Genomic DNA, 25,216 nt, shown 5'->3' with positions numbered 1-25,216 from the left:
GCCGACGGGGGACTAGGGCTTGATGTTCTGGTTCAGGTGGAACAGGTTTCCTGGGTCGTAGTTCCGCTTGACCTCGACCAAGCGGTCGTAGTTGGTCTTGTAATTGGCCCTGATCCGGTCCTGGTCGTCGTCGGCCATGAAGTTGATGTACCCGCCTTCCTCCGAGTGCGGGGCGGTCGCTTCGTAGTAGTCGCGCACCCACGCGATGTTGGCCTCGTTGTCCGCGGGCTCGGGCCACATCCCGGCGATGACGGTGGCGAACGAGGCGTCCCGGTAGGCGAAGGCCGTTGCCTCCGGTGCGACTCGGTGGCAGGCACCGTTGATGGGGTAGATGTGGACCGTCGAGTTCAGGGCCGGCAACCGTGGCCCGTGCTGCGTGTGCGCCGCGATCGCGGCGTCGCTGAGCTCGGTCACGAAGTTGGCCTTCCAGTAATGCTGGAGGCCGGGCGGTACCAGCGCGTCGAAGGCGCTGTTGAGCGCGGGATAGGGCATGGGCCCGACGTGCTCGGCGACCACCGGCGCGAAGTCGTGGAAGGCCTGGAGAGCGCGCTCCCCCTCCTCCAGCGGCCCGGCCCAGCACGACACGATCAGGGCGAAGGGGTCGCCGTGCCGGTTCTCCGGGATGAACGGGAGCGGCGGGGCCAGCTGGAAGGCCGGGAAGGCGCCGAGTTCCTCCGGCGCATCGGTGATGTAGTCGTTGAAGGAGCGCAGTACGGTGGCGGCGTCTTCCAGTTCGTAGAGCATCGGCCCGCCGTAGATGTCCTTGACGGGGCTGAGCCGGAACTCGAAGGAGGTCACGGCGCCGAAGTTCCCACCGCCACCGCGAAGGGCCCAGAAGAGGTCGTCGTGCTCCTCCTCGCTCGCGACGAGCAGCCGGCCGTCCGCGGTCACGACGTCGGCGGAGATCAGGTTGTCGCAGCTCAGACCAAGTGAGCGGGAGAGATAGCCGATGCCGCCACCGAGGGTGAGTCCGCCGACACCCGTGGTCGAGATGATCCCCCCGGTCGTCGCCAGACCGAAGGCGTGCGTCGCCGCGTTGAAGTCACCCCAGGTCGCGCCGCCTTCGGCCCGTGCCGTCCGACGTGCGGGGTCGACACGCACGCCACGCATCCCGGACAGATCGGCTACGACGCCGCCGTCGCAGGTACCGAAACCGGGCACGCTGTGCCCGCCGCCACGCACCGCCAAGTCGAGCTCGTTCTCCCGCGCGAAATCGACCGCGGCCATGACGTCGCCCGCGTTGACGCAGCGCACGACGACAGCCGGCCTCCTGTCGATCATGGCGTTGTAGACCTTGCGCGCCTCGTCGTAGGCATCGTCGTCAGGGGTGGTGACGACCCCGCGGACACGTTCACGCAACTGCTCGATCGAGAGCTTGCCCATAGCAATCGCTCCTCGTACCTGTATCCCGCCACGCGCACTGTCACTGAGCTCGGCTCTCTTCACGCTACGCCGATGGCGCGAGGCCTCAACCCGAGATCCGTGGAGGCGGTCCCCGTCAGGTCCGCCGGTCCGCGTGCGCGGCCCGTCGGGTACGCGAAATCCCGGCCTCCCGGACGCGGGCCGCCTGCGCCGACCTGCCGGGACCGGCCGTGGGCGATTCGGTTTCCCTGGCGCTCCCTGGCACTCGCTGGGGCAGGAGGGGACCGGCGTCGGGCGAGGAACGCGAGACGCCCCGGACCGAGCGGTCCGGGGCGTCACCATGAGCGTCACCCTCGTCAGTCGAGGACGTCCGGGATCGGCTCGGTGTCGCTGCGCTGCAGCGCGGTCTTGGAGCCGGCCGCCGGGCCGAGGGCCCAGTCGGAGAGCTTCATCGCGTCCGCGTAGCGCTCCTCGTCGTTCAGCAGGACGCCGATGACCGTCTTGCCGTTGCGGGTCACGGAGAAGACGAGGCATTTGCCCGCGGCCGTGCCGGTGCCCGTCTTGACGCCGATCGCACCCGGGTACGCGTACCCGGTCGGGCGGGGCTGGACGAGCAGGTTGCTGTTCGTCCACTTGGCGTCGGTGGAGGTGCCGCCGCTGCTGATCGACGTGGTCTTCACGAGCTTCTGGAAGGTGCTGCTGCCCATCGTGTACTTGGTGAGCTTCGCGAGATCGCGCGGGGTGGTGAGGTTCTTGCCGGTCGGCGAGATGCCGTCGAAGGAGTCGTAGACGGTGTTGGTCAGGCCCAGCTTCTTCGCCTTGGCGTTCATCTTCGCGATGAAGTCCGCCGTGCGGGCCGCCGTGGTCGTGCCCGTGCCGAAGGTGTCCGCGAGCGCGTACGCGGCGTCGCAGCCCGACGGGAGCATCAGCGCGTACAGCAACTGGCGGACCGTCGGTGTGGCGCCCGCCTTGAGGTGGGCCGAGCTCGCGCCCTCCCGGACGACGTAGTCCAGGTACTCCTGCTTGACGGTGACCTTCTTGTTGAGGTCGGCGCCCGGTGTGATGATCACCAGCACGGCCGTCATGATCTTCGTGGTGCTCGCCATCTGGCGCTTGGTGTCAGCCGCCTTGGAGGAGAGCGTGGCCCCCGTGGTGCCGTCCATCAGGAACGCCCCCGAGGCGGTCACCGGCGGCGAGGCGGCGGCCTGGGCCGGCGCGGTGGCGGTGAGGAGGGCTCCGGTGACGATGGTGACGGCGAGTACGCCGCGTCCGCGGCGCATCAGATTGGATAGCAAGTCAGTTCCCGTGTTGGCTGAAGAATCCCCGAAGGGGCGGGGACATCGAGGTGTCTCCGCCCCTCCGGGAGCTTATGCGGCCGGGAGACGCCCCTCGGCATCCAGTTGCCGACGGCGGGGTGGGATTGCCCTGAATTCGTATGGTCCGGCCGGTGTTGGGCGTGGTGTGGCTCGGCACGGTGGGATGGGGCGGCTGGTTCAGGTCAGGCCCGGGACCGGTCCGAGGCCGGCTCGGCCGTGGTCCGCCCGAGGAGGGCCAGATCGCGGGCCAAGGTGTCCAGCCAGGCCATCGCGGCGAAGTACACGAGGGGCGCGGCGGCAGGCTCGGGCCGGTGCGGCGCGGGTGCCTGCGGTGCGGTGGCCTGCGGCTGACCGGCCGGGCCGAGCGGTGCGGCGCGGTGGGGCGGATCGGTCCGGCTGCCCGGATGCGCCGGGCCGAGGGCGTACGGCGGTCCCGCGAGGCCGGCCGTGTGGCGCAGGCCCGCCGCCACCCGGGCCCCGTACTCCCTGACCGCGGCTTCCTCGCGCGGTCCGGGCGGCGGTCCGGCCTGGGCGCCGAGGAGCCGCAGGTTGCCCCACAGCACCTCGTGGCCGGCCATCATCGCGGCCTGCCAGTCCCGCCCCGGTCCGGCAGGGTGCTGCCGCTCGGTCTGGTACTGGGCGTGGGCGGCCTCGACCATGACCAGTGCGTGCCGTACCCGCTGGTGTGCGCCCTCGGGGCCGGTCCGCCCGACCGCGGCCGTGACCGCCTGGACGTCGTCCGCGGCGGCGCGCAGCAACTCGGCCACAGCGCGCGCAAGTTCGTCGTGGGCACCACGCGGCCAGGCCAGCAGTCCGCACGCGATCCCGATCACGCTGCCGATCAGTACGTCCAGGAACCTGACCTCGGCCAGCTGCCAGGTGACGGGCGCCAGTTGGGCGAACGCCATGGCGATGACCAGCGTGAACATCGCCTGCGCCCAGCCCACTCCGCGCACCGGCCCGACGCAGAAGGCGACCAGCATCAGGGGCGGCAGCACGATCTCGTACAGGACGCTCGCCTCACCGGCCAGCGCGAGGACCCCGCCGGCGGCGAGCGCGCCCGCGCAGGTGCCGATCAGGGCCAGGCGGACGGTGGCCCGGGTCTGCACGGCGGTGGTGCGGGTCAGGCTCAGGACCGCGAGCGTCGCCCAGAATCCGTGCGGCAGGGAGACGAGCCCGGCGACGGCGCGGGCGGCCGCGAGGGCCAGGCCGAGCCGGACGGCGTTCTGGAAGTGCACGGACCTGGGCCCGGTGTGCCCGGAGAGCCGGAACCACCAGAGCCGGAGCGTGCTCTGCCGGGCGTACCAGAACCGGTCCGGCGGTTGCGACCCGGATGCCCTTCCCGGTCCCCGCGCCGATGCCCTTCCCGGCCCCGTTCCCGTTCCCGCTTCCGGTTCCGGTTCTGCCTCCAGGGTCGCCGCGCGCCCCCGTACGGCGATCTCCGCGGCCCCGCGCAGGACCAGCGCGGCGTCCGCCACCTCCACCAGCTTGGCGTGCCGCAGACCAGACCCGGGCTCCGGCACGGAGGTCCGGGCGAGGGAGGCGCGCAGGCTCCGCAGGGTCGCGGAGCCGGTGTCGGGCGGCCGTCCCTCCGCGAGCAGGGCGGCGGTCGCGGTCGCCGACACCCGTACGGCCCGTACGAGGTCCAGCCCGGCCGGCTCGGCCCGTCGGCCGGGTGCCGGCGGAGGCAGGGCCTGGAGGCAGGTCAGCAGGGTTCGGGCCGCGAGCCCGGTGTGGGTCAGCGCGCGCTCCCGTAGACCCGGCCCGGCGGGCCGTTCAGCCTCCGGGACCCGCGAGGGCCGCAGGGCCTGGGCGAGCTCCGAGGCCCGGGTGAGCTCCGCGCCGGGGAGGCTGTGCGGCGGTTCCTCCAGGACGGCGGCGCACCGGGCGGCTTCGGCGGCGGCTGCGGCGGCACGGTCCCGGTAGCGGGGGACGGGCGGGTCGGGCAGCAGGAACGTCTCGGCGAGGATCAGCAGCAGGACCCCGGTGACGGTGCCGGTCAGCCGCTCACCGAGGGTGTCCGGGGCGTACGGCGGGAAGCTGGGCAGGATGTACAGCAGCTGGAGCCCGGGCGCTGCGCCCGCCTGGCGGGGCCCGGCCACCGCTCCGAAGGCCACGCAGAAGCCGATGACCAGCATGCCGGCCACGGCGGCCCAGGTCCGTACTGCGAGGAAGGTGCCCACGGCGACGAGTGCGCAGGCGGCGGGGAGCAGGCGGGCGATGACGGCGGCCCGTTGGCGGCCGGTGCCCGGTATCCGCGACAGACCGGCCAGTGCGACGGCCGTGAAGAGCGCGTAGGTGGCGGTGACGGGCTGGTGCAGCCCGTACAGGAACCCGTAGAAGCCGGCGCAGGCGGCGAGGGTGACCCGGACGGACCGCCGCGCGGCCGCCGGCAAGGGGCCGGTGCCCGTCCGCAGCTCCACGAGGGCACGCACCATCTCAGCGTCCCACGCACCGCCCGGGCCGACATGCGGGGGCGGGCGTCGGAGACGGCGCGCGGGGCCGGTGGTCCGATGGCAGGACGGCACGGGCCGCGGGGCTCGGCGCCGGGCGGGTCGGGGAGTCCGCGTACGGCACCCCGGGAGATGCCCGCCAGGGCCCCTCCCGGGGTGCCGTCGTCCACGCTTGCCGGCGGCTCAGCGGGTGTCGTACAGGCCCTGCACGTCGACCACCAGGTCCGTGGGCTTCCAGCCGCGGTTCCAGAAGTCGATGATGCCGTTCCTGCCGGTGCTCGCCTGGGCCAGGTTCGCGACGGTCGTGCCCTTCGTCCAGTTCAGGTTCGAGGAGCTCGGCGGGGTCGGCCGGACCTGCGTGCCGTTGTCGTACTGGGCGCCCGTGTTCGGGTCCGGGGCCACGGAGAGGTGGCCGTCGTCCTGCGTGTTGGTGACCGTCGTGTTCAGGACGTAGGCCTCGATCGAAGGCCTGTCGGCGGACACCGCGAGGTGGAGGTAGTCCTGTCCGGCGAGCGGCTTGCGCAGCCGCTCCCGCGAGTCGTACAGACGCCTGGGGTAGGAGGACAGGAAGGCGGATTCGCTGTCGGCGCTGTAGTAGCCGACGACGTCCACGATCACGTCGGCCGGGCTCCAGGAGCCGTTGCGGAGCTCGATCCTGCCGTCCGGGCCGACCGGCACGATCACCGAGTTGGCGACCGTCAGGCCGGCGGTGAAGTTCAGGTTCGACGTGGTCGGCGCCTGCTGTCCGCTCGGGAAGACGGTCAGGTGGCCGGCCGCCTTGGGGTCGGTGACGGTGACGTTGAGCGCCACCGCGGTGACGCCCTTGCCCGGGATACCGGACCGGCCGGCGATCTGGAGGCCGAACGTGCTCTGTCCGGCGACCTGGCCCTTGGCCGTGCCAAGGCCCTGACGGCTGTCGACGACGCGGGTCGGGTCGAGCGAGGTGTAGCCGGCGGCGGCGGACCGCGTGAAGTACCCGGTCACGTCCGCGATCAGGTCCACCTTGCCGTAGCTGTGGTTGACCAGGGTGATGTAGCCGTCCGCGCCGACCGGCACGATCGCCAGGTTCGGAACGGTCTGACCCGCGACGAAGTTGACGTTCGACGTGTTCTCCCCCTCCTCCGCGTCCGATGCGTTGGAGGAAATGTGCCCCGGGCCGGCGGCGTTGGTGACGGTGAGGTTGAGGGCCACGGCGGAGACACCTGCCGGAAGGCCGCCGTTGCCGCCGACCTTCACGTGGATCAGGCTGTTCGGCTCGACGGCCCGGGCGCTCGACGCGCCGGTGCCGTCACGGGTGTCCAGCAGCCTGGTCGGGGCGTACGGGGTGAACTCCGAACCGCGCGTGGTGACGTCCAGGCTGTTGGTGGCGCTCACCTCGTTGTTCAGGTCGGTCACGGTGACCGTGATGGTGTGGGTGCCGACCTCGGCATAAATGTGCTTCAGGTCCAGGAACTTGGAGTCGGTGGTGTACTCGGTCTCGATCTCGCTGCCGTCACCCCAGTTGATGTCGATCCGGATCGAGGAGACGACACTGGTGGTGACGTGGAACTTCAGCAGGAAGCCGTGCGCGCTGATGGCGGAGGCGGTCAGTTCCACGCCGAGGCCCGGGTTCTCCTCCACGAGCGACGTCGTGTCCGCCGCGGCGGACGCCTTGCCGAGCTCGGCGGTCTTGCTCCGCTCGGCGGGCGAGACGGGGACAGCCTTGCGTACGGAACGCTCCGCGGGGCTGGTGAAGGTGTCGGTCTGCGTCGACTCGGCCTTGGCGGATCCGATCTTGGCGGACGCGTCCTTCGCGGCCGGGTCGGCGGCAAGCGCCATACCCGGAACAAGGGCGACAGCGGCTGCGACGACGGAAACGGACATCATGGCTCGGTGGTGGTGCTGCACCGGCCCCCGGTTTCTTGAACTTGTTCAGCAGTGGGGATCAGAATACATAGCCCCTCAACAGCGCAGGTCAGGAGGGTCGCGTACGGGACAGGCCTTAGGGTGAGCTCGTGAAGGAGCGGCGGTAGGAGCGGGGCGGTACACCGCGGCGCCGCACGAACTGTTCGCGCAGGACGGCCGCGCTCCCGTAGCCGACCCGGCGGGCGATCTCCTCCACGGGCAGGTCCGTGGTCTCCAGGAGCTCCTCGGCGCCGCTCAGCCGCAGGTTCCGCAGCCAGGCGTGCGGGGTGGTGCCGGTCGCGGCGGTGAAGCGACGGGCGAAGGAGCGTTTGCTCATCATGGCGCGCCGGGCCAGTTCCGCGACGGGGAGCGGCTCGTGGAGGTGCTCCCGGGCCCAGGCGAGCACCTCGGCGAGGCGCTCGTCCTCGCAGTCCTCGGGGACGGGGGCGGCCAGGTACTGGGCCTGTCCGCCGTCGCGGTGGGAGGGCAGCACCATGTCCCGGGCGACGGCGTTGGCCATCGCGGCTCCGTGCTCCCGCCTCAGCAGGTGCAGGCAGAGATCGAAGCCCGCGGCGGCTCCCGCGCCCGTGATGATCCGGCCTTCGTCGATGTACAGGGCGTCGGGTTCGACGGTGACGCCCGGGTGGCGGCCGGCCAGCAGTTCGGCGAACCGCCAGTGGGTGGTGGCCCGTCGACCGTCGAGCAGTCCGGCTTCGGCGAGCGCGAACGTGCCGACGCAGTGGGCCGCGACCAGCGCGCCGCCCTCGTACGCGGCCGCCAGCGCGCCGAGTACGGCGGGACCGGGCGGCGTACGGAACCCGGCCCCGGGCAGGGCGATCACCAGGTCGGCGGCGGCCAGCCGGTCGAGGCCGTGCGCGATCGCGAGCGGCACGCCGATGTCGGTGGGAACCGGCCCGGGTCGGTCGGCGCACAGGGCGAATTCGAAGCCGGGCGCCCCTTGTCCGTGCGGGCCGAACACCTCGGTGACGATGCCCACGGCGAGCATGCCGACACCGGGCGGGACGTACGCGGCGACGGTCGTGAAAGGGGGCATCGCAGAAGTGTGGCACGGTGGCGCGAATGATGGCAGGAATCCTGCGATCACTGGCAGGTGTGCCACTCGTGAGCGGCCGGCCCGCGCGGCAGGATTGCAGCCATGACGAACACGAAGACGAACACCGCGAACGACACCACGACGAACACCGGGACGGTCGCCACGGCGGTCACCGCGACGAACGCCGCGACCGACACCGCCACGGACATCCGCACCGACGCACCGCTCGGCCGCAGCGCCGCGTTCACGATCCTGACGACCGGTTACGTCGGCTCCACCGGACCCGGAGTCGCCGCCACCGTCTCCTACGTGTCCGACGGCGGCCGGCACGTGATCTTCGACCCGGGCATGGTGTCCAGCCGCGAAGACATCCTCGGCCCGCTCGCGGAACTGGGGCTCGGCCCCGACGACATCACCGACGTGGTGCTCAGCCACCACCACCCGGACAACACCATGAACGTCGGCCTGTTCGGCAAGGCCCGGGTCCACGACCACAAGGTGGAGTACCTGGGCGACAAGTGGACGAACCGGGACGCCGAGGGCTACGAACTCACCCCGTCGCTGCGGCTGATCCGCACCCCGGGGCACAGTCTCGAGGACATCACCCTGCTGGCCGGCACGGACTCGGGTGTGGTGGCGTTCGCCGGCGACCTGTGGTGGCACTCGGCCGGTCCGGCCGACGACCCGGTGGCCCCGGACCGCGAGGTACTGCGCGCTTCCCGGCTGCGGGTGCTGGCCGCGGCGGACCTGATCGTGCCCGGGCACGGCGGCGCGTTCGAGGCCGGCGACAGCGTGCCGCTGTAGTCGGGCCCGGCCGCACCCGCCACAGGGGTGCCGCCGGATATCCGGGCGGCAATACGGTTTGGCCTCAACTCTGCTTAATTGTCGGTGAGTTGCTGCTCTGCTGGCCTATGTTCTCTGGGGTATACCGATTCGCCCCAGGAGGTCAGATTGCAGTCCAGGCGCTCCCTCGCCTTTCCCCGCTGGTTACGCCGATCCCGGTTGCTCATAGCCTTCGGCCTCGGCTCGCTGCTGCTCGGGTTCACGCCGTGGCTCGGGGTCGCGAGCCCGGCCGCGGCCGGCCGCGCACCGGCGCCCCGGCCCACGCCCACCGACGGCAAGGCGGCGATGCAGTCGCCGCACCACGGCATCGCACCGGCGAACGCCATGGAACCCATGGCCCCGGTGCTCGACCGGACCGGATGGACGGCCGCGGCGAGTGACGAGGAGACCGTCGCCGAGAACGGCCGCGCGGCCAATGTGCTCGACGGCGACGCCAACACCATGTGGCACAGCGGGTACGCAGGGACCCTCCTCCCGCTGCCGCACACCATCACCGTCGACATGCACCGCACGGCAGTGGTCTCCGCGCTCGTCTACCGCCCCCGCGCGAGCGGGGCCAACGGGCGCGTCGGTGAGTACGTGATCAGCATCAGTACCGACGGACAGAACTGGGGGAGCCCGGTCGCCACCGGCACCCTCGCGGACGACGCCGCCACCAAGACGCTCGGGTTCGCCCCGCAGGGGGCCCGGTTCGTACGGCTGACGGCGCTCACCGAGGCCGGCAACCGAGGTCCGTGGACCTCCGCCGCCGAGATCAACCTGCTCGGTGACCCCGGTACCCCGGCGGCCACCGTCGACCTGCCCCGGACCGGATGGACGGCCGCGGCGAGTGACGAGGAGACCGTCGCCGAGAACGGCCGCGCGGCCAATGTGCTCGACGGCGACGCCAACACCATGTGGCACAGCCGATATGCCGGTACTCCCCTCCCGCTGCCGCACACCATCACCATCGACATGCACCGCACGGCAGCCGTCTCCGCGCTCGTCTACCACCCCCGCGCGAGCGGGGCCAACGGCCGGGCGGGCGGCTACACCATCACCACCAGCACGAACGGCACCACCTTCGGCACGCCCGTGGCCGTGGGCACTTGGCGGGACGACGACACCGTCAAGACCGCCACCTTCATCCGTACCGAGAACGTCCGCTTCGTACGTCTGACGGTGACCACCGAGGCCGGCAACCGCGGGCCGTGGACCTCGGCGTCCGAGATCCGCCTGAGCGGACCGGCCAGCCCGGCCGTCCACGGCTCCTGGGGCAAGATCACCGGCTTCCCGCTGGTACCCGTGGCCACCGCCGTCCTGCCGGGCGACAAGCTGCTCGCCTGGTCCGCGTACGCGGTCGACCGCTTCGGCGGCAGCAACGGCTACACCCAGACCGCGATCCTGGACCTGAAGACGGGCAAGGTCACCCAGCGGCGCATCGACAACACCGGCCACGACATGTTCTGTCCGGGCATAGCCATGCTGGCCGACGGCCGTGTGCTGGTCACCGGGGGCAGCAACGCGGAGAAGGCCAGCATCTACGACCCGGCCACCGACCAGTGGTCCGCCACCACCAGCATGAACATCGCCCGCGGCTACCAGGCGATGACGCTGCTCTCCACCGGTGAGGCCTTCGTCCTCGGCGGATCCTGGAGCGGAACCCCGGGCGACAAGGCCGGTGAGGTCTGGTCGCCGGACACCCGTACCTGGCGGAAGCTCCCCGGCGTCTCCGCCCTCCCGGCGATGACGGCCGACCCGGCCGGTGCCTACCGCGCCGACAACCACATGTGGCTGCACGCCACTTCGGGCGGCAAGGTCCTGCAACTGGGCCCGGGCAGGCAGATGAACTGGATCACGACCGGCGGGCAGGGCAGCATCACCGCCGCCGGCACCCGGGCCGACAGCCCGGACGCCATGACCGGCAACGCCGTCGCCTACGACATCGGCAAACTGCTCACGCTGGGCGGCTCGCCCGCCTACGAGAACACGCCCGCCACCCGGCGCGCGTACACCGTGAGCGTCACGGGCAGCCAGGCCGAGGCCGCCCGCACCGGCGACATGGAGTACGCCCGTGCCTTCAGCAACAGCGTGGTCCTGCCCGACGGCAAGGTGATCGTCTTCGGTGGACAGTCCTACCCGGTGCCCTTCAGCGACGCGACCTCGGTCCTGACCCCCGAGTTGTGGGACCCGTCCACCGGCGCCTTCACCCCGCTCGCCACCATGGCGATCCCGCGCAACTACCACAGCGTGGCCAACCTGTTGCCGGACGGGCGGATCTTCTCCGGCGGCGGGGGCCTGTGCGGCGATTGCGCGACCAACCACGCCGACGGGGCCGTCTTCACGCCGCCGTACCTGCTCAACGCGGACGGATCGCCGAAGCCGCGTCCCGTCATCACCGGAGACGTGCCCGCCAGGACGGCCCCCGGCACCTCGCTCACGGTGACCACCCAGGCCCCGGTCGCGTCCTTCGTCCTGGTACGGGCCGCGGCCGCGACCCACTCCACCGACAACGACCAGCGCCGGGTCCCCCTCGTGTCGACCCCCGCCGGAACCGGCGCGTACACGGTGTCCGTTCCCTCCGACACCGGCGTGGTCCTACCGGGGACCTACATGCTCTTCGCCATCGACGCCCAGGGGGTACCGAGCATCGCCCGGTTCGTCACCGTCTCCTGACCTCCACCCCGAAGCCGCCTGAGGCGGTATCCGGTGCGCGAGCCCGGTCCGGCATCCCTCCGGGCCGGGCTCCGCCCGTTCCGGAGGTGCGCAGGTCGGGCCGGTGCCCCTGTCGGCCTACGGCATGCGACCAAGGGGGCGGTCGCCACCTGCGCGATCCTCCTCGACGGCCGCAAGGTGCTCGCGATGGGCACCTCGCCCGCGCCCGGGCAGCCGGCCGTCTGCGAAAGCACCATCACCGGCTGATCCCGAGGCCTCCGCGCTCAGCGCCCCCGGCGTCGGTGCGGGACGAGCGGGTACTCGCCGCGAGGCAGTCCGGGGCGGGCTCGGGCGCCGGTTCCGATGTGTCCGGATCATGTCTGTTCATCCCCGTCCGGTACGGCGAGGATGTGCTCGCCGATTCGGTTCTCACGAAGTCATCCGGGGGGATACATGGGAACGAGAAGGACAAGAAGTACGTGCACCGGCCTCGCGCTGGCGGGGGGCCTCCTCGCCACATCCGTGGCGGCCGCTCCCGCGCAGGCGGATCCGGGGGGTTCCGCCGCCAGGGGCTGCAAACCGTCCATCCAGGTCCTGGAGACGCTCCCCGCCACCGATGATCCGCACCCGAGCCCCTGGGTGCGCCGTACCCAGGTCAGCGCCATCGCGCCGGGACCGTCGTCGCGCCTGGCCGTGGGCATGTCCTCGATGGTGCCGGTCTACTGGATCGGTACCCGCGTGTTCGCCGTGCCGGTGCCCGCCGGCTCCGGCTCGGGCCGGGTGGCGGACGTCAACAGGTCCGGCCTCATGGTCGGCCAGGTGTCCACTCCCGACGGCAGCAGGGCCTTCAGCTACCGGCACGGCGATCGCGCCGTCACGCTGCTGCCCGGCGGGGACTCGGCGACCGGCATTAACGACCGGGGCGTCATCGTCGGCCAGGTCTGGGACCCGGTCCGGAACCGGACCATCGGCCTGGAATGGTCGGGCGACAGGATCCGCCGCGAACTGCCCCCGCCCGCCGGATACCGGCTCTCCTTCCTGTCCGGCGTGAACAACCGCGGACAGGTCGCCGGCAACGGCGACGCGCAAGAGCGCCTCCCGGGCGCGGAGTTCCGGGTCACCCCCGGGCTGTACTGGCCCGCCGACCCGGCCGTCGCGCCGTCGGTGCTCCGGCCCGTCGACGACACGGGGGACACCTACGTCACGCGGGGCATCGCCGACTCCGGCCGGATCGTCGGCTATCAGCGCCGGCAAGCGGAAGGCGGGAGCGAAGTCGCGGTCGTCTGGAAGAAACCCGACGGCCCTCCCGTGTACGCGCCCTGGGCACCCGGCGCCATGGGCGGTACCTTCGAGGCCATCAGCCCGAACACCGACGTCTCGGTCGGTCTGGCCGAGTTCCGCTATACGGCCCCGCCTCCGGAGGACAGTCCGGAGGCGCGGGCGCAGTACTGGACCGGCAGCGGTCCGATGCGTGTCCTGCCCGGGCTCGCCCCCTCCCGCTACACCGCCGCGTTCGCCGTGACCGACGACGACCGCGTGGGCGGGGCCGCCCTGGATGCCGAGGGCCGGGTCCGGCCGGTGATCTGGACCTGCGCGGCCGAACAGGCCTTCGTCCTGCCGGCCGTTCAGCCACCGCAGCGCCGGCCGGCGTCCGCAGCGACCTCTGAGGAAGCGGCCCTGCCGTAGGTCCGGACGAGGGTGTCCGGCAGCAGAAGGCCCCCACGGTCCACTCCCTCGTCCGGGCGGGGGAGTGGACGCGAGTCCCGTCGCGATCAATGGCGTTGCACGGGAAGCGCGACGCGGTCATGCTCCCCGGATGGACGACACACCGAGCTGTATCCCGGACTCGCTGACCGCCCTGCGCGCGGCGGCACGCGAAGCGGGCTTCGACATGTCCTGCGAGGAGCGGACCGGCAGCCTGCTGGCTCTGCTCGCGGCTGCCCGTCCAGGTGGCCGCATCCTCGAACTCGGCACGGGCGTGGGCGAGGGCACCGCTTGGCTCCTCAGCGGGATGGACGGCGCCTCCCGGCTGATCACGGTCGAGCTCGACGAGGCCGTGCAGAAGGTCGCCCGCGAGCAGTTGGGGTCCGATCCCAGGATCACCTTCGTCGCCGCGGACGGCGGCGAGTGGTTGCGGGACTACGACGGGGAACCGTTCGACGTGGTCTTCGCGGACACCTGGCCCGGCAAGTTCACGCACCTGGAGCGGGCCCTGGAGCTCGTGGCCCCCGGCGGAACGTACCTGATCGACGACCTCTTCCCCCAGCCTGGTTGGCCGCAGGGCCACGGCGCCTCGGTCGAGCGCCTGCTCGCCGACCTGGAAGAGCGAGAGGACTTCCGCTCCGTCCGCATGGCCTGGGCGAGCGGGCTCCTCATGGCGGTGCGGTCGGCCGACGCCGGGCACTCGTCGAGTCGCCGGGCGCCGGGAACGCACGATCAGGAGAACGATTCCGCGGGAAGGTAGTCGTGGGGGAGACAGCCGAGGGGGAGGTGGTCGCGCCGGCGCGCCCCACGGGGGCCGTCAGCCACCCGAAGCGCGACGCCGGGCCGGTGCGCGGCTTCCCGCCGCGATGGCGAGCGCGACGACGATCAGGATCGCGGCGACCGCGAACGTGACCCGCATGCCCGTGGCAACGGCCGAGGAAGGCGCCGTCGCGACGTCCGTCGTCCCCGAGGCGAGTGCGAACACGGCGCCCATGACCGAAGTGCCGGTGATGAGTCCGAGATTGCGCGACAGGTTGAGCATGCCGGAGGTGGCGCCCCGCCGGTCCGGGCGGATGTCCGTCATCACGGCGGTGTTGTTGGCGGTCTGGAAGACCGCGTAGCCCGCGGTCACCACCACGATGGGGGCGACGTAACCGGCCACGCCGAGCGCTCCCGACGTCATCGACAGGACGAACGCGCCGACCGCCATCGCGACGAGCCCGACGACGGTCATGCGCGGTGCGCCGAAACGGTCCGCGACCCGCCCGGCCGGCACGCCGGTCAGCGCGGCGACGAGGGGACCGGCCGTCAGGACCAGTCCGACGAGCGCCTCACCGAGGCCGAGCGTGCGGGAGAGGTAGAACGGCCCGACCACCAGCGTCGCCATCATCACCGTCGAGACGAGCGTGCTCATGGCGAGGCTCGCACTCAGCGCCGGATCCCGGAACGTCGCCGGTCGCACCAAGGGCGAAGCCGCTCTCGACTCGGCGCGTACGAAGAGGCCGACTCCGAGGGCGGCGCCCGCCAGGAGGGCCGCGTTGAGCGCGCCGAAACTGCCGCGCCCGATGGTCATGGCGAGCGCGTAAGCCGCGAGCGTCAGAGCGAGCAGCAGGGTGCCCACGTGGTCGAAGCGGGCTCGGCCGGCCTTCGCGGCCGCCTGCTCCTGCTCCGGCTCCCGCCGGTCGACGGGCAGGTGGCGGCGGGCGAGGACGAGGGTCAGGATGCCCAGGGGAGCGTTGACGAGGAAGATCGCCCGCCAGCCGGGTCCGGCGATCAGCGCGCCTCCCAGGGACGGACCGAGGGCGGTGCCGATCGCGGACATCGTTCCGAGCAGCCCCATGGCCCTGCCGGTCCTCGACTTCGGAACCGTCTCGCCTACGAACGCCATGGTGAGGGCCATCATGACGGCCGCTCCGAGGCCCTGCGCCGCCCGGGCTGCGATCAGCAGCCACAGCGTGGGCGCCAGGCCGCACAGGACCGAGGCCGCCGTGAACAGGAGGATTCCGGCGAGGAGCAGCCGCCGGCGTCCGATGAGGTCACCGAGCCTTCCGACGCTGACGATCAGGGTGGTGATGGCGAGGAGGTAGGAGAGGACGATCCACTGGACTTGCTGGAAGGAGGCCGAGAACGCCTCCGCCAGCGTCGGCAGGCCGACGTTGGCGATGCTGGTGCCGAGCGAGGACAACAGCATGGAGAGCGAAAGGGCGGCGAGCGCCCACCGGACCGTAGACGGCAGCCTCCCCGTGTCGCCGGCTGGTGCCGCCTCCAGCTGACCTGCGGCGATGGGCCTGATGAGCCTGATGGGCCTCAAGGTGGACTCCGTTCCCTGGTGACTCCCGCGGCTCCAGCCCGACTGCGCCGGCGGGTGACGTCACCCGCCGCTGGATACCGCTCGTGCCGGGGAGCGTGGACCCGCCGGAGGGCAGCGGCAACTCTTGTTGTCATTTCCGGGACAGGAGGGTGGAATGTCCGCATGGACGAAACACCGCCCTACCAAGCGGTACTCGACGAGGTCGCCCCCCGGCTCCGGCGGCTGCGCGCCAAACGCGGCCTCACCCTGGCCGCCCTCTCCGAAGTCACCGGCATCTCCAAGAGCACCCTCTCCCGGCTGGAGTCCGGGCAGCGCCGCCCCAGCCTGGAGCTGCTGCTCCCGCTGGCCGGCGCCTACCGGGTGCCCCTGGACGACCTGGTCGGCGCCCCGGAAGTGGGGGATCCCCGGGTACGGCTGACCCCACACGCCTTGCCGAGCGGCGGCACGTTCGTCCCCCTGACGCGGACCCCGGGCCCCCTCCAGGCGTACAAGATGATCATCACCGACCGGGGTGCCGAGCCGGACCACCGCACGCACGAGGGCTACGAGTGGCTGTACGTGCTCAACGGCCGGCTGAGGCTCGTCCTCGCCGACCACGACCTGGTCCTCGGCCCGGGCGAGGCCGCCGAGTTCGACACCCGCCTGCCGCACTGGTTCAGCAGCGCCGACGGGCAGCCGGTCGAGATCCTCAGCCTCTTCGGCCGGCAGGGAGAGCGCATGCACGTCCGCGCGAAGCCCAGTACCAGCACCACTTCCTGACAGCCCGTCGGCCCGAGGCCGACGGGCTGGGCCCACGGAACCGTGTCAGCAGTTGAGGCCGGTGGCCGCAGAGGCCGTGGCTTCGTCCGGCTTCAGGATCCGCGGCGCGGACACGTCTGGCGCAGCGCCCGGGAGAGTGAAGCCGCGGCGGCGTCCCGGCCGCTCCTCCGTCCGCACCCGGACACCGTTCCGCCGGGGTGTCCCGAGCGCTTTGCTCCGCGGTGAGTGACTCACGCGGTGGTTTCCCGTGCGGTGATCAGCGCTGCGACCGCCGGCAGGCCGGCTTCGGCCAGTGCCCTGCGCTGGCGGTCGGCCGAGGTGCCATGCCGGAGGAGCCGGTGGACGAGCGCCCTCACCTCGCGGTGGTCGCCGTTCTCCTCGAGGGCGGGCGTGATGTGCCGCAGGAGCATGCCCAGCACGTCCACGCTGCTCCGCAGACGTCCTGCCGGGTCCACCAGGGTGCTGCCCATCCCGTGCCGGGCCGCATGCCACGTCGCGGCATGCAGGAGTTCCGGCGGGCACAGCGCGGGAGCGGCTCCCGCCTTCTCCTCGGCGATCGCGGTGGCGGCGAGCGCGCGGACGACGCCGGCGAGCATGACGGCGTCGTCCGCCTCGAGCTGGACGTCGCAGCAGCGCACCTCGACGGTCGGGTACCGGTCCGAGAGCCGGGCGTGCCAGTACATCTGCCCCCGGTCGGGGATCAACCCCGATTCCACCAGCCCGTCGGCCCGCGCCTCGTAGTCGGCGGCTCCCGCGAAGTACGGTGGTGGGCCGCTCACCGGCCAGCGGCCGAAGACGATCGTGCGCCAGCTGGCGAACCCGGTGTCCCGCCCGTCCCACAGGGGCCCGTTCGCGGACATCGCCAGCAGGGTCGGAAGCCAGACGCGCAGCCGGTTCAGGACAGCCACTCCGGTCTCCCGGTCCGGGATCCCCACATGGACGTGCATCCCGCAGATCAGCTGCTCGTCCACCAGCAACCGGGCCTCGCCCCGCATCTTCAGATACCTCGCCGTGCTGGTGACGGGTACGGGTACGACGTCCCTGACCGGGGCGGTGGCAGAGATCGCGACGCGGCACCCGTTCGCCTGCGCGGCAGAGGAGACCGCGTGCCGAAGCCGCAGGAGATGACCCCCCACTTCCTCCAGGGCCGTACAGACGGGGGTGGCGACCTCGATCTGCGCCTGGAGCAGCTCGTCCTGGACCTCGCGGTCGTCCGCGATCGGTGTCAGGCGGGCCGTGGCACGCACCTCCCGTACGAGCGGGGTGGGAAGGCAGGTTTCCGGGTCGACGAGCAGGTACTCCTCTTCGACCCCAACAGTGATCACGATATGTGGGTACCCCCGAACCCGTCGTGATCACCCAGGTGAAGAAGGAATTTCGGCTGATGGGGCGCAATCTGCCGCCCTTCGTGCCGCCGAACGGTGACCGATCGCGACGTGTCGCCCCTGCGTGGCGATCCTTCGAGGGCGCCGCGAGAATGGAAGCGCCGGAGAGGCGGCGTCCGGGCCACGTGCGGCATTGCGCGCGTGGCACCAGGTAGCAGTGGGAACACAGGTGATCGCACATGTGTCGATGGCTCGCCTACTCGGGGACCCCGATGTTGCTCGACACCATCCTGTACAAACCGGCCCATTCGCTGATCGACCAGAGCCTGCACTCCAAGCTGGGTGTGGAGACGACGAACGGCGACGGGTTCGGTGTCGGCTGGTACACGGAGGACAACGAATCTCCGGCGCTCCTCAGGGACGTCGGTCCCGCCTGGAACAACCGCAACCTGCGGGAGATGGCGGACCATGTCCACTCCTCGTTGTTCTTCGCCCACATCCGGGCGTCGACCGGGACGGCGGTGCAGCAGTCGAACTGCCATCCGTTCCGTCACGGCCGTTGGATGTTCATGCACAACGGGGCCATCGCCGGTTTTCACCTGATGCGCCGGGACCTCACCCTGCTCGTCGATCCCGCTCTGTACGCCGACATCGAGGGAACGACGGACTCCGAGGTGATGTTCTACCTGGCCCTCACCTTCGGCCTGGACCGGGACCCGCCGACCGCCGTCGCCAGGATGGCGGGAGTGGTGGAGCGCGCCGGCCGCCAGCACGGTGTGGAGTTCCCCCTCCAGATGACGCTCGCCATGACCGACGGCGAGCGTGTGTGGGCCTTCCGGTACTCCAGCCAGCACGCTTCCCGGTCGCTGTTCTACAGCAGCCGGGTGGATGCGCTGCGCAGGCTCCACCCCGACGTGGCGTACCTCCAGGACATCTCCGACGAGACCCGCCTGATCGTGTCCGAGCCCCTCGGCGACCTGCCCGGCGCGTGGAACGAGGTACCGGAGAACAGCTACGGCGTCGTGCAGCCCGGGGCGGACGAGCTCTTCCCCTTCGCGCCGGAACCGGCTTGACGCGGCGCCGGAGGCCCGCGGGCCGGCCATGCTCCGGTCCCCGGGCGCCGGCTCGCCGAGCTCAAGGACCGCGGAGCATCACGGCAGCCCATGTGGAGCATTGATGCACCCTTACCCGCCCATCGCCGAGCACGGCCTGATCGGAGACTTGCAGACCTGTGCACTCGTCTCTTCCGAGGGGGTGCTCAACTGGTTCTGCTCGCCGCGCTTCGACTCGCCCAGCATCTTCGCGGGCCTGCTCGACCACGACCGCGGCGGCTACTTCGGCATCACCGTGGACGCGCCCGCCGTCCTTGGCGCGGAGCGGCCGGCACCTGGGGCCGGCGTGGTCACGCGCCAGCTCTACCTGGCCGACACCGCCATTCTCATCACCCGCTTCCTCACTGCGGACGGCGTCGGTGAGGTCGTCGACTTCATGCCCGTCCCGGAGGAGCACACAGCCACGGACGTGCACCAAGTGGTGCGGTACATGCGAGTGGTACGCGGAACCGTGCGCTTCACGCTGGAGTGCCGCCCCCGCTTCGACTACGGCCGGGCACCGCACGCGCTGGTCCTGGACGGCTCCACCGCGCGCTTCGACGGGCCGGGCCTGACCGCACGCCTGCAGGCCGTCGAAACCGTTGCCCTGGAGGCCGACGGGCAGGACGTGCGCGCGACCGTCACCCTGGACGCGGGTGAGAACGCGGCTGCCCGGCTGACGGTCAGCGCTGCGGGGAGCGAGGATCCGCCGCCCCTCGGCATGGCCGAGCCGGTGGAGCAGTTCATGGCCGTGCGCCGTTTCTGGCACGGCTGGATCGGCCGCTGCGGTTACCGCGGCCGCTGGCAGCAGATGGTCAACCGCTCTGCCATCACCCTCAAGCTCCTCACGTACGCGCCCACCGGCGGGCCCATCGCCGCGGCGACCATGGGCCTGCCCGAGCAGGAAGGCGGGGAGCGCAACTGGGACTACCGCTACACGTGGGTCCGCGACGCCTCCCTGTCGGTACGCGCCATGCGCGACCTCGGCTTCACCGACGAGGCCGACGGCTTCCGCCGCTGGCTGCAGCAACGGGTGCAGGCCGGTGGCGCCCCCAACGGCGAACCCCTGCAGATCATGTACCGCGTCGACGGTGACCCGCACCTGACCGAAGAGGTCCTCGACCACCTGGAAGGATGGCGCGGCTCCTCTCCGGTTCGCGCGGGCAATGGAGCCGCGGACCAACTGCAGTTGGACATCTACGGGGAGGCCGTCTACGCCCTCGCCCAAGCCGGCCAGACCAACGACGTCGTCGGCTACGACGCCTGGAAACGCTCCGCGGGCGTACTCGACTGGCTGGCCGACAACTGGGACCGACCCGACGAGGGAATCTGGGAGACCCGCGGCGGCCGGAAGAACTTCACTTACAGTCGCCTCATGTGCTGGGTCGCCTTCGACCGCGGCATCCGCCAAGCCGTGGCCAACGCACGCCCGGCGGACCTGACCCGCTGGACCGCGGTCCGCGACGCCATCATGGAACAGATCATGACCCGCGGGTGGAGCACGGAGCGGCGGGCGTTCGTCCAGCACTACGGCAGTACCGTCCTGGACGCCTCCCTGCTGCTGATGCCGCTCGTCGGCTTCATCGCCCCCAAGGATCCGCGCTGGCTCTCCACCCTTGACGCCATGAACGCCGAACTGGTCTCCGACAGCCTGGTGTACCGGTATGACCCGGAGGCTTCTCCCGACGGTCTTCAGGGCGCCGAAGGCACGTTCTCCCTCTGCAGCTTCCTCTACGTGTACGCGCTCGCGAGGGCGGGACGGCTCGAACAGGCCCGCTACGCCTTCGACAAGATGCTGACGTACGCCAACCACGTCGGCCTGTTCGCCGAGGAGATAGGCCCCACGGGGGAGCAGCTCGGCAACTTCCCCCAGGCCTTCACCCACCTCGCCCTCATCACCGCCGCCCTCGCCCTCGACAGCGAACTCGACCAGGCCTCGAGGCGCGCGCAGTGAGCGCGACACGGATGCGACCCCAGCCCTTCCTGCCGGCGGGGAGGACGCACGGGTGATCGGCGGCGGATACGCCGGCGTCATGGCCGCCAACCGCCTGACGCAACGCGACGACGTGACAGTGACGCTGATCAACCCGCGCCCGACCTTCGTCGAGCGGATCCGCCTGCACCAGTTGGTGGGCGGGTCCCACGGCGCGGTCGTCGACTACCGGGAGGTCCTGGCCGAGGGCGTCCGGCTGGTGGTCGACACCGTGACACGGATCGACCCGGCCGGGCGCAGCGTGACGTTGGCGGCCGGCGGAACGGTCGGCTACGACTACCTGATCTACGCGGTGGGCAGCGGCAGCGCCGACCCGCGCGTGCCCGGAGCGGCCGAGTTCGCCTACCCGATCGCCGGCCTGGAGGAGGCGCAGCGACTGCGGCCGGTCCTCGACGCCGCGCCCGCGACGGCCGCGGTGACCGTTGTCGGCGCCGGTCCGACCGGCATCGAGACCGCCGCCGAGCTGGCGGAGGCGGGCCGTGCCGTGACCCTGGTCTGCGGAGGGGTGCTCGGCCCGTACTTGCACCAGCGGGGCCGACGTTCGGTCGCCAAGCGGCTGGCCAAGCTCGGTGTGACCGTGCTCGACGGCCCCGGCGCGCTGGTGACGGCCGTGACCCGCGATGCCGTTCGGCTCAGCGGCGGCCGCGACCTGCCGAGCAAGGTGACCATCTGGACCGCCGGATTCGGCGTGCCCGACCTGGCCGTGCGCAGCGGGCTGAGCACCGACCCCTTGGGCCGGCTGCTCACGGACGAGACGCTGACGAGCGTGGACGACGCGCGCATCGTCGCGGCCGGCGACTCGGCGGCACCGTCGGACCTGCCGCTGCGGATGAGCTGCCAGGCCGCGATGCCCATGGGCGCGCGGGCCGCCGACACGGTGCTCAGCCGCATCGCGGGTGAGCAGCCCTCGCCCCTCAACCAGGTGTTCGCCGGCCAGTGCGTCAGCCTGGGCCGACGCGCCGGCATCTTCCAGTTCGCCCACAGGGACGACGTCGCGCTGTGGTTCCACATCGACGGCCGCCCTGGCGCGAGGCTCAAGGAGCTCGTGTGCGGCGGCACCGTCAAGCATCTGGCCGACGAGGCACGCAAGTCCGGTTCGTACAGCCTGCACCGCGTCTCCGGAGGCGCCAAGCGCCGACAGCTGCTGCAGGCCGAGCGCGCCGAGGCGATCCCCACCCCGGGACAGCCCTCAGCGGGGCACTCGGACCCGGGCGCGGCGCCGTGCGTACGGTAGCGCGGCGGCGACTTGGGCGGCGTACGTGCCGAGGCCCTCGGCTCCGCTGCCCGGCAGGCCGGTCAGGCCGGGCAGCAGGTCGCCGAAGGCGTTGACCTCCGCGACGGCGAACCGCCGCCAGCCGACGGCGGGCAGCAGGTCGACGCCGACGCACAGGGTGCCGGGGAAGCAGGCCGCGGCCCGTTCACAGGTGTCCAGGGCGTCGGCCCAGCGCGGGCCCGCGGCCTCGACCACGGCGGACAGGTCGCCGCGGCTCCCGCCGAGGTGGAGGTTGGTCATGGGCGAGCGGCTCGTGCGGACCACCGCGTGGGTGGCCCGGCCGGCCACGACGACCACGCGCAGGTCGGCGGCACGCCCACCCAGGGAGGCCTTGGGCCACCAGCGTTCGACGTGCAGTCCGTCAGGGGCGAGTGCGTCGACCAGCGCGGCGGTCTCCCGCTCGCTGGTGAGGCGGCGCACCCGCAGGGAGTTGTGCAGACGTCCGTCCTCGGCCGTCTCGACCGAGGTGGTGGCCCGGATACGGCCCCCGCCGGCCGTCTCGACGGCGACGATGCCGGACGCCGAGGAGCCGTGGGCGAGTTTCACGAACACGCGGGGCATGCCGTGCTCGTCCATGAGGGCGCGTACGTCGTCCCAGCCGCGCACCGGCGTGCCGCCGCCGGACGTCGGGGAGCGGGGCACGGGCACCCCGGCGGTGTCCAGGGTGCGGTGGCAGGTCCGCTTGTCGAAGAGGACGGACAGCTCGTCGGGGTCGTCGAGGCGTACGCCGCCGGCGAGGCTCCGTACGGCAGCGGTGAACCGCGCGTACCAGCGGGCGCCGCCCTCCACGCGGGTGGGGTCGTCCAGGCCGCGCAGGGCCCGGTCGACCTCGGTGTTCTCTCCGGGCGAGTCGAGGCGTACGAGTTCGTCGGGATCGAACGCGGCACCGCCCTCGCGCAGGACGGATGCCCAGGGCACGATGCGGGGCGCGGGCAGCCCGGCCTCGCGGACGGCCTGGGCGAACAGGGCGACGCGGCGGTTCTCCGGGTTGCCGACGACTGCCCAGCGCGGGGGCGTGTGCTCCGTCATGGCCGCCGCGCTACTCGCCGACCGCGACGAAGCGCCAGACACGGCCGTCCCACTCGTCCTCGTCGGCGTTGCCCCGGTCGAGGTTCAGCCGTACGCCGGCACTCTCCAGGGTGTCCCGGAAGCGCTGCTTCAGCGGGTCGCCGAAGTAGTTGTGGTGGAGGTCGAGGGCGGCGAGATGGGTGAGGGGCTGGCCGCCGAGCAGCGCGGTGCCGCCCTGGTCGGTGAGGACACCCATGGACAGGTCGAGGGTTTCCAGGCGGGCGACGACGGGCGCGGAGGCCACGGCCGTGGCGATCTCGTCCTGGATGTCGCTGTTGCGCAGGCCGAGGTGACGCAGGCCCGGCAGGCGGTCTCCGTGCAAGATGGGTTCGACGTCGCTCAGGGTGCAGTCCCCGCCGTATTGCGAGGTGCCGAGCCAGAGGTCGAGGTGGTGCAGTGCGGGCAGGTCGCTGGCGGCGACGTTGCGGACGGCCCGGGAGGGCATGCCGCCCGTCTGGACGGTGAGGGAGCGCAGCCGCTGGTGGGCGAAGGGAGGGATGACGAGGCCGCTGCCGCCGCGGACGCCGAACTCCTCCAGTTCGGGGAAGCCGTCGAGGAGCGGGCCGATGTCGCCTTGGTTGATCCAGGAGATCTCGCACTCCTCGGACTCCATGTCCCCGAGGAACAGGGCCCGCAGTGCGGGCAGCCGGGGGCGGGCGTCGAGGAGCGCGGCGATGACCGGTTCGGGGCCGCTGTCGTACGCCTCCTCCCACGCACCGACGACGATCGCGCGGACGCGGGTCGTGTCGACGGCCGCGGTGAACCGGGCGAACGCCTCGGGCCAGCCCTCCTCCGCGTCGTAGGTGTCGGAGGAGACCCGCCACGCGACGGCGTCCGCCTCGGGCAGCCGGTCCATGCCCTTCTCGTCGTCGGGCCCCGGGAAGTCGAAGACGGGCAGTCCGTACGACTCCCGCAGATGGCTCGCGTAACTCATCTTCCCGCCGTTCCTCGCCTGTCGTGTCCGGTGTGCCGCATCCACATGCCTGCAAGTTGTAGCAAGCGGCGCTGACAACTGCCGAGGCAGGGGCGGTCCCAGGGCCGTTGTCAGACCCTCGCCCTAGGTCCTGTCTGGAGTCCGGATCACGAGTTCGGTAGATCGCCTGCGCTGCAGGACTCGGTCTTGATAGGCCATCAGTCATGGCGCGAGGCGATCTCACCGACGAGCAGTGGACCCTGATCGAGCCCCATCTCCCTATCGCTGCGGTCGGACCCATCCCCGACCTGCGGAAACACTTCAACGCGGTGATGTGGCGGTTCCGCGTCGGCAGCCCTTGGCGCGATCTGCCACAGGAGTACGGGCCCTGGCAGAGCGCGTACGACCGCTTCCGGATCTGGGCTGGGCAGGGCGTCCTCCAGCATCTGATGGAGGCGGTGATCGCCGAGGCCGCCGCCCGCGACCAGACCGACATGGGCCTGGTCAGCGTGGACTCGGCGACCGCCCGGGCCCACCACCACGCCGCCGGGATGGTCCTCGCCCCGGAGGAACTGGCAGTCCTGGAAGCGGCCGTCGCGGCCGAAAAGGGGGCAGCGCGAAGGGACAAGAGCCGCAAGACGGGCGGGACGGGGACGACTCACGTGTCGAGCGGCGACGGCTCCGCCGACGGCACCGCGCCCGCCTGAAGGCCGCTGAGCTGGGGCGTTCCCGGGGCGGGCTGACCACAAAGATCCATCTTGCGGCCGACCGGCGCTGCCGCCCGCTGGCGTTCGTGCTCACGCCCGGACAGGCCGGCGACAGCCCGCAGTTCGCCCCGGTCCTGGAGCGGATCAAGATACGCGGCCCGGTCGGGCGGCCCCGGACCCGGCCGGACGCGGTAGCCGCGGACAAGGCGTACTCCTCCCGCCGCAACCGCCGCTACCTGCGCAAGCGCGGGATCCGGGCGGTGATCCCGGAGAAGGCCGACCAGGCCGCCCACCGCAAGAAGCGCGGCTCGAAGGGCGGCCGCCCCGTCGGCCACGACGCGGCCTTGTACGCCGAGCGCAACACCGTGGAGCGGTGTATCAACCGGCTGCGGAACTGGCGGGGCATTGCGTTCCGCTTCGACAAGACCCCGCAGAGCTACGAAGCCGGACTGCACCTGTGTGGCGCGATGCTCTGGCTCCGCAGCATCGCACCACAGGCGTGATCTGAACTCCAGACAGGACCTAG

At 71.8% G+C, this 25,216-nt stretch carries 17 protein-coding genes and 1 pseudogene; 9 read left to right on the top strand and 9 right to left on the bottom strand.

Going from position 1 to position 25,216, the window contains the following annotated elements; translation table 11 throughout:
• Nucleotides 1-12: 12 nt before the first annotated feature.
• The 5 genes from J7F03_RS24605 to J7F03_RS24585 form a co-directional block, all read right to left on the bottom strand.
• Nucleotides 13-1,383, bottom strand: a complete 1,371-nt coding sequence (locus J7F03_RS24605) for an FAD-binding oxidoreductase (RefSeq protein ID WP_214952995.1) — start codon at nucleotides 1,381-1,383, stop codon at nucleotides 13-15.
• Between the two features lie 335 nt (nucleotides 1,384-1,718).
• Nucleotides 1,719-2,642, bottom strand: a complete 924-nt coding sequence (locus J7F03_RS24600) for a D-alanyl-D-alanine carboxypeptidase family protein (RefSeq protein ID WP_214952993.1) — start codon at nucleotides 2,640-2,642, stop codon at nucleotides 1,719-1,721.
• 218 nt (nucleotides 2,643-2,860) lie between these two features.
• Entirely contained in the window at nucleotides 2,861-5,116 is a 2,256-nt protein-coding gene (locus J7F03_RS24595; RefSeq protein WP_214952990.1) for an FUSC family protein, read from the bottom strand.
• Between the two features lie 198 nt (nucleotides 5,117-5,314).
• Entirely contained in the window at nucleotides 5,315-6,949 is a 1,635-nt protein-coding gene (locus J7F03_RS24590; protein ID WP_214952988.1) for a hypothetical protein, read from the bottom strand.
• Nucleotides 6,950-7,112: 163 nt separating this feature from the next.
• The gene (locus J7F03_RS24585) at nucleotides 7,113-8,069 is read right to left on the bottom strand and encodes a GlxA family transcriptional regulator (protein WP_214952986.1); all 957 of its coding nucleotides are present in this window, start codon (nucleotides 8,067-8,069) and stop codon (nucleotides 7,113-7,115) included.
• Nucleotides 8,070-8,171: 102 nt separating this feature from the next.
• On the opposite strand from J7F03_RS24585, the gene J7F03_RS24580 reads away from it, so the two are divergent.
• From J7F03_RS24580 to J7F03_RS24565, 4 genes are all read left to right on the top strand, one after another.
• Nucleotides 8,172-8,873, top strand: coding sequence for an MBL fold metallo-hydrolase (locus J7F03_RS24580; protein ID WP_251072419.1), 702 nt, complete (start codon nucleotides 8,172-8,174; stop codon nucleotides 8,871-8,873).
• Between the two features lie 198 nt (nucleotides 8,874-9,071).
• Nucleotides 9,072-11,567, top strand: coding sequence for a discoidin domain-containing protein (locus J7F03_RS24575; protein ID WP_251072418.1), 2,496 nt, complete (start codon nucleotides 9,072-9,074; stop codon nucleotides 11,565-11,567).
• Nucleotides 11,568-11,999: 432 nt separating this feature from the next.
• On the top strand, nucleotides 12,000-13,232 hold the full coding sequence (locus J7F03_RS24570) for a hypothetical protein (protein ID WP_214952984.1): 1,233 nt from the start codon (nucleotides 12,000-12,002) through the stop codon (nucleotides 13,230-13,232).
• A gap of 130 nt (nucleotides 13,233-13,362) precedes the next feature.
• Complete coding sequence (locus J7F03_RS24565) at nucleotides 13,363-14,010, top strand: O-methyltransferase (RefSeq protein ID WP_214952982.1); 648 nt, start codon at nucleotides 13,363-13,365, stop codon at nucleotides 14,008-14,010.
• 57 nt (nucleotides 14,011-14,067) lie between these two features.
• Here J7F03_RS24565 and J7F03_RS24560 read toward each other — a convergent pair whose 3' ends face one another.
• Nucleotides 14,068-15,561 (bottom strand): MFS transporter, encoded by a 1,494-nt coding sequence (locus tag J7F03_RS24560; protein ID WP_251072417.1) that lies wholly within the window; start codon nucleotides 15,559-15,561, stop codon nucleotides 14,068-14,070.
• A gap of 162 nt (nucleotides 15,562-15,723) precedes the next feature.
• Here J7F03_RS24560 and J7F03_RS24555 point away from each other — a divergent pair, with 162 nt between their 5' ends.
• Nucleotides 15,724-16,320, top strand: coding sequence for a helix-turn-helix transcriptional regulator (locus J7F03_RS24555; RefSeq protein WP_214952980.1), 597 nt, complete (start codon nucleotides 15,724-15,726; stop codon nucleotides 16,318-16,320).
• A 230-nt stretch (nucleotides 16,321-16,550) separates the two neighbouring features.
• Here J7F03_RS24555 and J7F03_RS24550 read toward each other — a convergent pair whose 3' ends face one another.
• The gene (locus tag J7F03_RS24550) at nucleotides 16,551-17,645 is read right to left on the bottom strand and encodes a glutamate--cysteine ligase (RefSeq protein WP_214952978.1); all 1,095 of its coding nucleotides are present in this window, start codon (nucleotides 17,643-17,645) and stop codon (nucleotides 16,551-16,553) included.
• A gap of 239 nt (nucleotides 17,646-17,884) precedes the next feature.
• Between J7F03_RS24550 and J7F03_RS24545 the strand changes: the two genes are divergently transcribed.
• The 3 genes from J7F03_RS24545 to J7F03_RS24535 all read left to right on the top strand — a co-directional run bounded on the left by J7F03_RS24545 (nucleotide 17,885) and on the right by J7F03_RS24535 (nucleotide 21,963).
• Nucleotides 17,885-18,718: a class II glutamine amidotransferase gene (locus tag J7F03_RS24545; RefSeq protein ID WP_214952976.1), complete on the top strand. Its 834-nt coding sequence runs from the start codon at nucleotides 17,885-17,887 to the stop codon at nucleotides 18,716-18,718.
• Between the two features lie 103 nt (nucleotides 18,719-18,821).
• Nucleotides 18,822-20,690 (top strand): glycoside hydrolase family 15 protein, encoded by a 1,869-nt coding sequence (locus J7F03_RS24540; RefSeq protein WP_214952975.1) that lies wholly within the window; start codon nucleotides 18,822-18,824, stop codon nucleotides 20,688-20,690.
• 52 nt (nucleotides 20,691-20,742) lie between these two features.
• Nucleotides 20,743-21,963, top strand: coding sequence for an FAD-dependent oxidoreductase (locus J7F03_RS24535; RefSeq protein ID WP_308379944.1), 1,221 nt, complete (start codon nucleotides 20,743-20,745; stop codon nucleotides 21,961-21,963).
• On the opposite strand, the gene J7F03_RS24530 is transcribed toward J7F03_RS24535, so the two are convergent.
• Both J7F03_RS24530 and J7F03_RS24525 read right to left on the bottom strand, forming a co-directional pair.
• Nucleotides 21,919-23,031 carry an STM4014 family protein gene (locus J7F03_RS24530; RefSeq protein WP_214952971.1) on the bottom strand — a complete coding sequence of 371 codons (1,113 nt, stop codon included), beginning with the start codon at nucleotides 23,029-23,031 and terminating at the stop codon, nucleotides 21,919-21,921. The genes J7F03_RS24535 and J7F03_RS24530 overlap by 45 nt on opposite strands.
• A gap of 10 nt (nucleotides 23,032-23,041) precedes the next feature.
• Nucleotides 23,042-24,004: an STM4015 family protein gene (locus J7F03_RS24525; protein ID WP_214952969.1), complete on the bottom strand. Its 963-nt coding sequence runs from the start codon at nucleotides 24,002-24,004 to the stop codon at nucleotides 23,042-23,044.
• Nucleotides 24,005-24,207: 203 nt separating this feature from the next.
• Here J7F03_RS24525 and J7F03_RS24520 point away from each other — a divergent pair.
• Nucleotides 24,208-25,193, top strand: a pseudogene (locus J7F03_RS24520) (IS5 family transposase).
• The last annotated feature ends 23 nt before the right edge of the window (nucleotides 25,194-25,216 follow it).

Origin of the sequence: Streptomyces sp. ISL-43, assembly GCF_018614195.1 — a bacterium.
Lineage (GTDB): Bacteria > Actinomycetota > Actinomycetes > Streptomycetales > Streptomycetaceae > Streptomyces.
This window is presented reverse-complemented; position numbering and strand designations above follow the sequence as displayed.

What these genes read in the sequence shown, in the direction of transcription:
- J7F03_RS24540 (WP_214952975.1), top strand. Translation starts at nt 18,822, where the DNA reads ATGCACCCTTACCCGCCCATCGCCGAGCACGGCCTGATCGGAGACTTG.
- J7F03_RS24595 (WP_214952990.1), bottom strand. Translation starts at nt 5,116, where the DNA reads ATGGTGCGTGCCCTCGTGGAGCTGCGGACGGGCACCGGCCCCTTGCCG.
- J7F03_RS24605 (WP_214952995.1), bottom strand. Translation starts at nt 1,383, where the DNA reads ATGGGCAAGCTCTCGATCGAGCAGTTGCGTGAACGTGTCCGCGGGGTC.
- J7F03_RS24525 (WP_214952969.1), bottom strand. Translation starts at nt 24,004, where the DNA reads ATGAGTTACGCGAGCCATCTGCGGGAGTCGTACGGACTGCCCGTCTTC.
- J7F03_RS24565 (WP_214952982.1), top strand. Translation starts at nt 13,363, where the DNA reads ATGGACGACACACCGAGCTGTATCCCGGACTCGCTGACCGCCCTGCGC.
- J7F03_RS24545 (WP_214952976.1), top strand. Translation starts at nt 17,885, where the DNA reads ATGTGTCGATGGCTCGCCTACTCGGGGACCCCGATGTTGCTCGACACC.
- J7F03_RS24530 (WP_214952971.1), bottom strand. Translation starts at nt 23,031, where the DNA reads ATGACGGAGCACACGCCCCCGCGCTGGGCAGTCGTCGGCAACCCGGAG.
- J7F03_RS24580 (WP_251072419.1), top strand. Translation starts at nt 8,172, where the DNA reads ATGACGAACACGAAGACGAACACCGCGAACGACACCACGACGAACACC.
- J7F03_RS24585 (WP_214952986.1), bottom strand. Translation starts at nt 8,069, where the DNA reads ATGCCCCCTTTCACGACCGTCGCCGCGTACGTCCCGCCCGGTGTCGGC.
- J7F03_RS24600 (WP_214952993.1), bottom strand. Translation starts at nt 2,642, where the DNA reads ATGCGCCGCGGACGCGGCGTACTCGCCGTCACCATCGTCACCGGAGCC.
- J7F03_RS24570 (WP_214952984.1), top strand. Translation starts at nt 12,000, where the DNA reads ATGGGAACGAGAAGGACAAGAAGTACGTGCACCGGCCTCGCGCTGGCG.
- J7F03_RS24555 (WP_214952980.1), top strand. Translation starts at nt 15,724, where the DNA reads ATGGACGAAACACCGCCCTACCAAGCGGTACTCGACGAGGTCGCCCCC.
- J7F03_RS24590 (WP_214952988.1), bottom strand. Translation starts at nt 6,949, where the DNA reads ATGGCGCTTGCCGCCGACCCGGCCGCGAAGGACGCGTCCGCCAAGATC.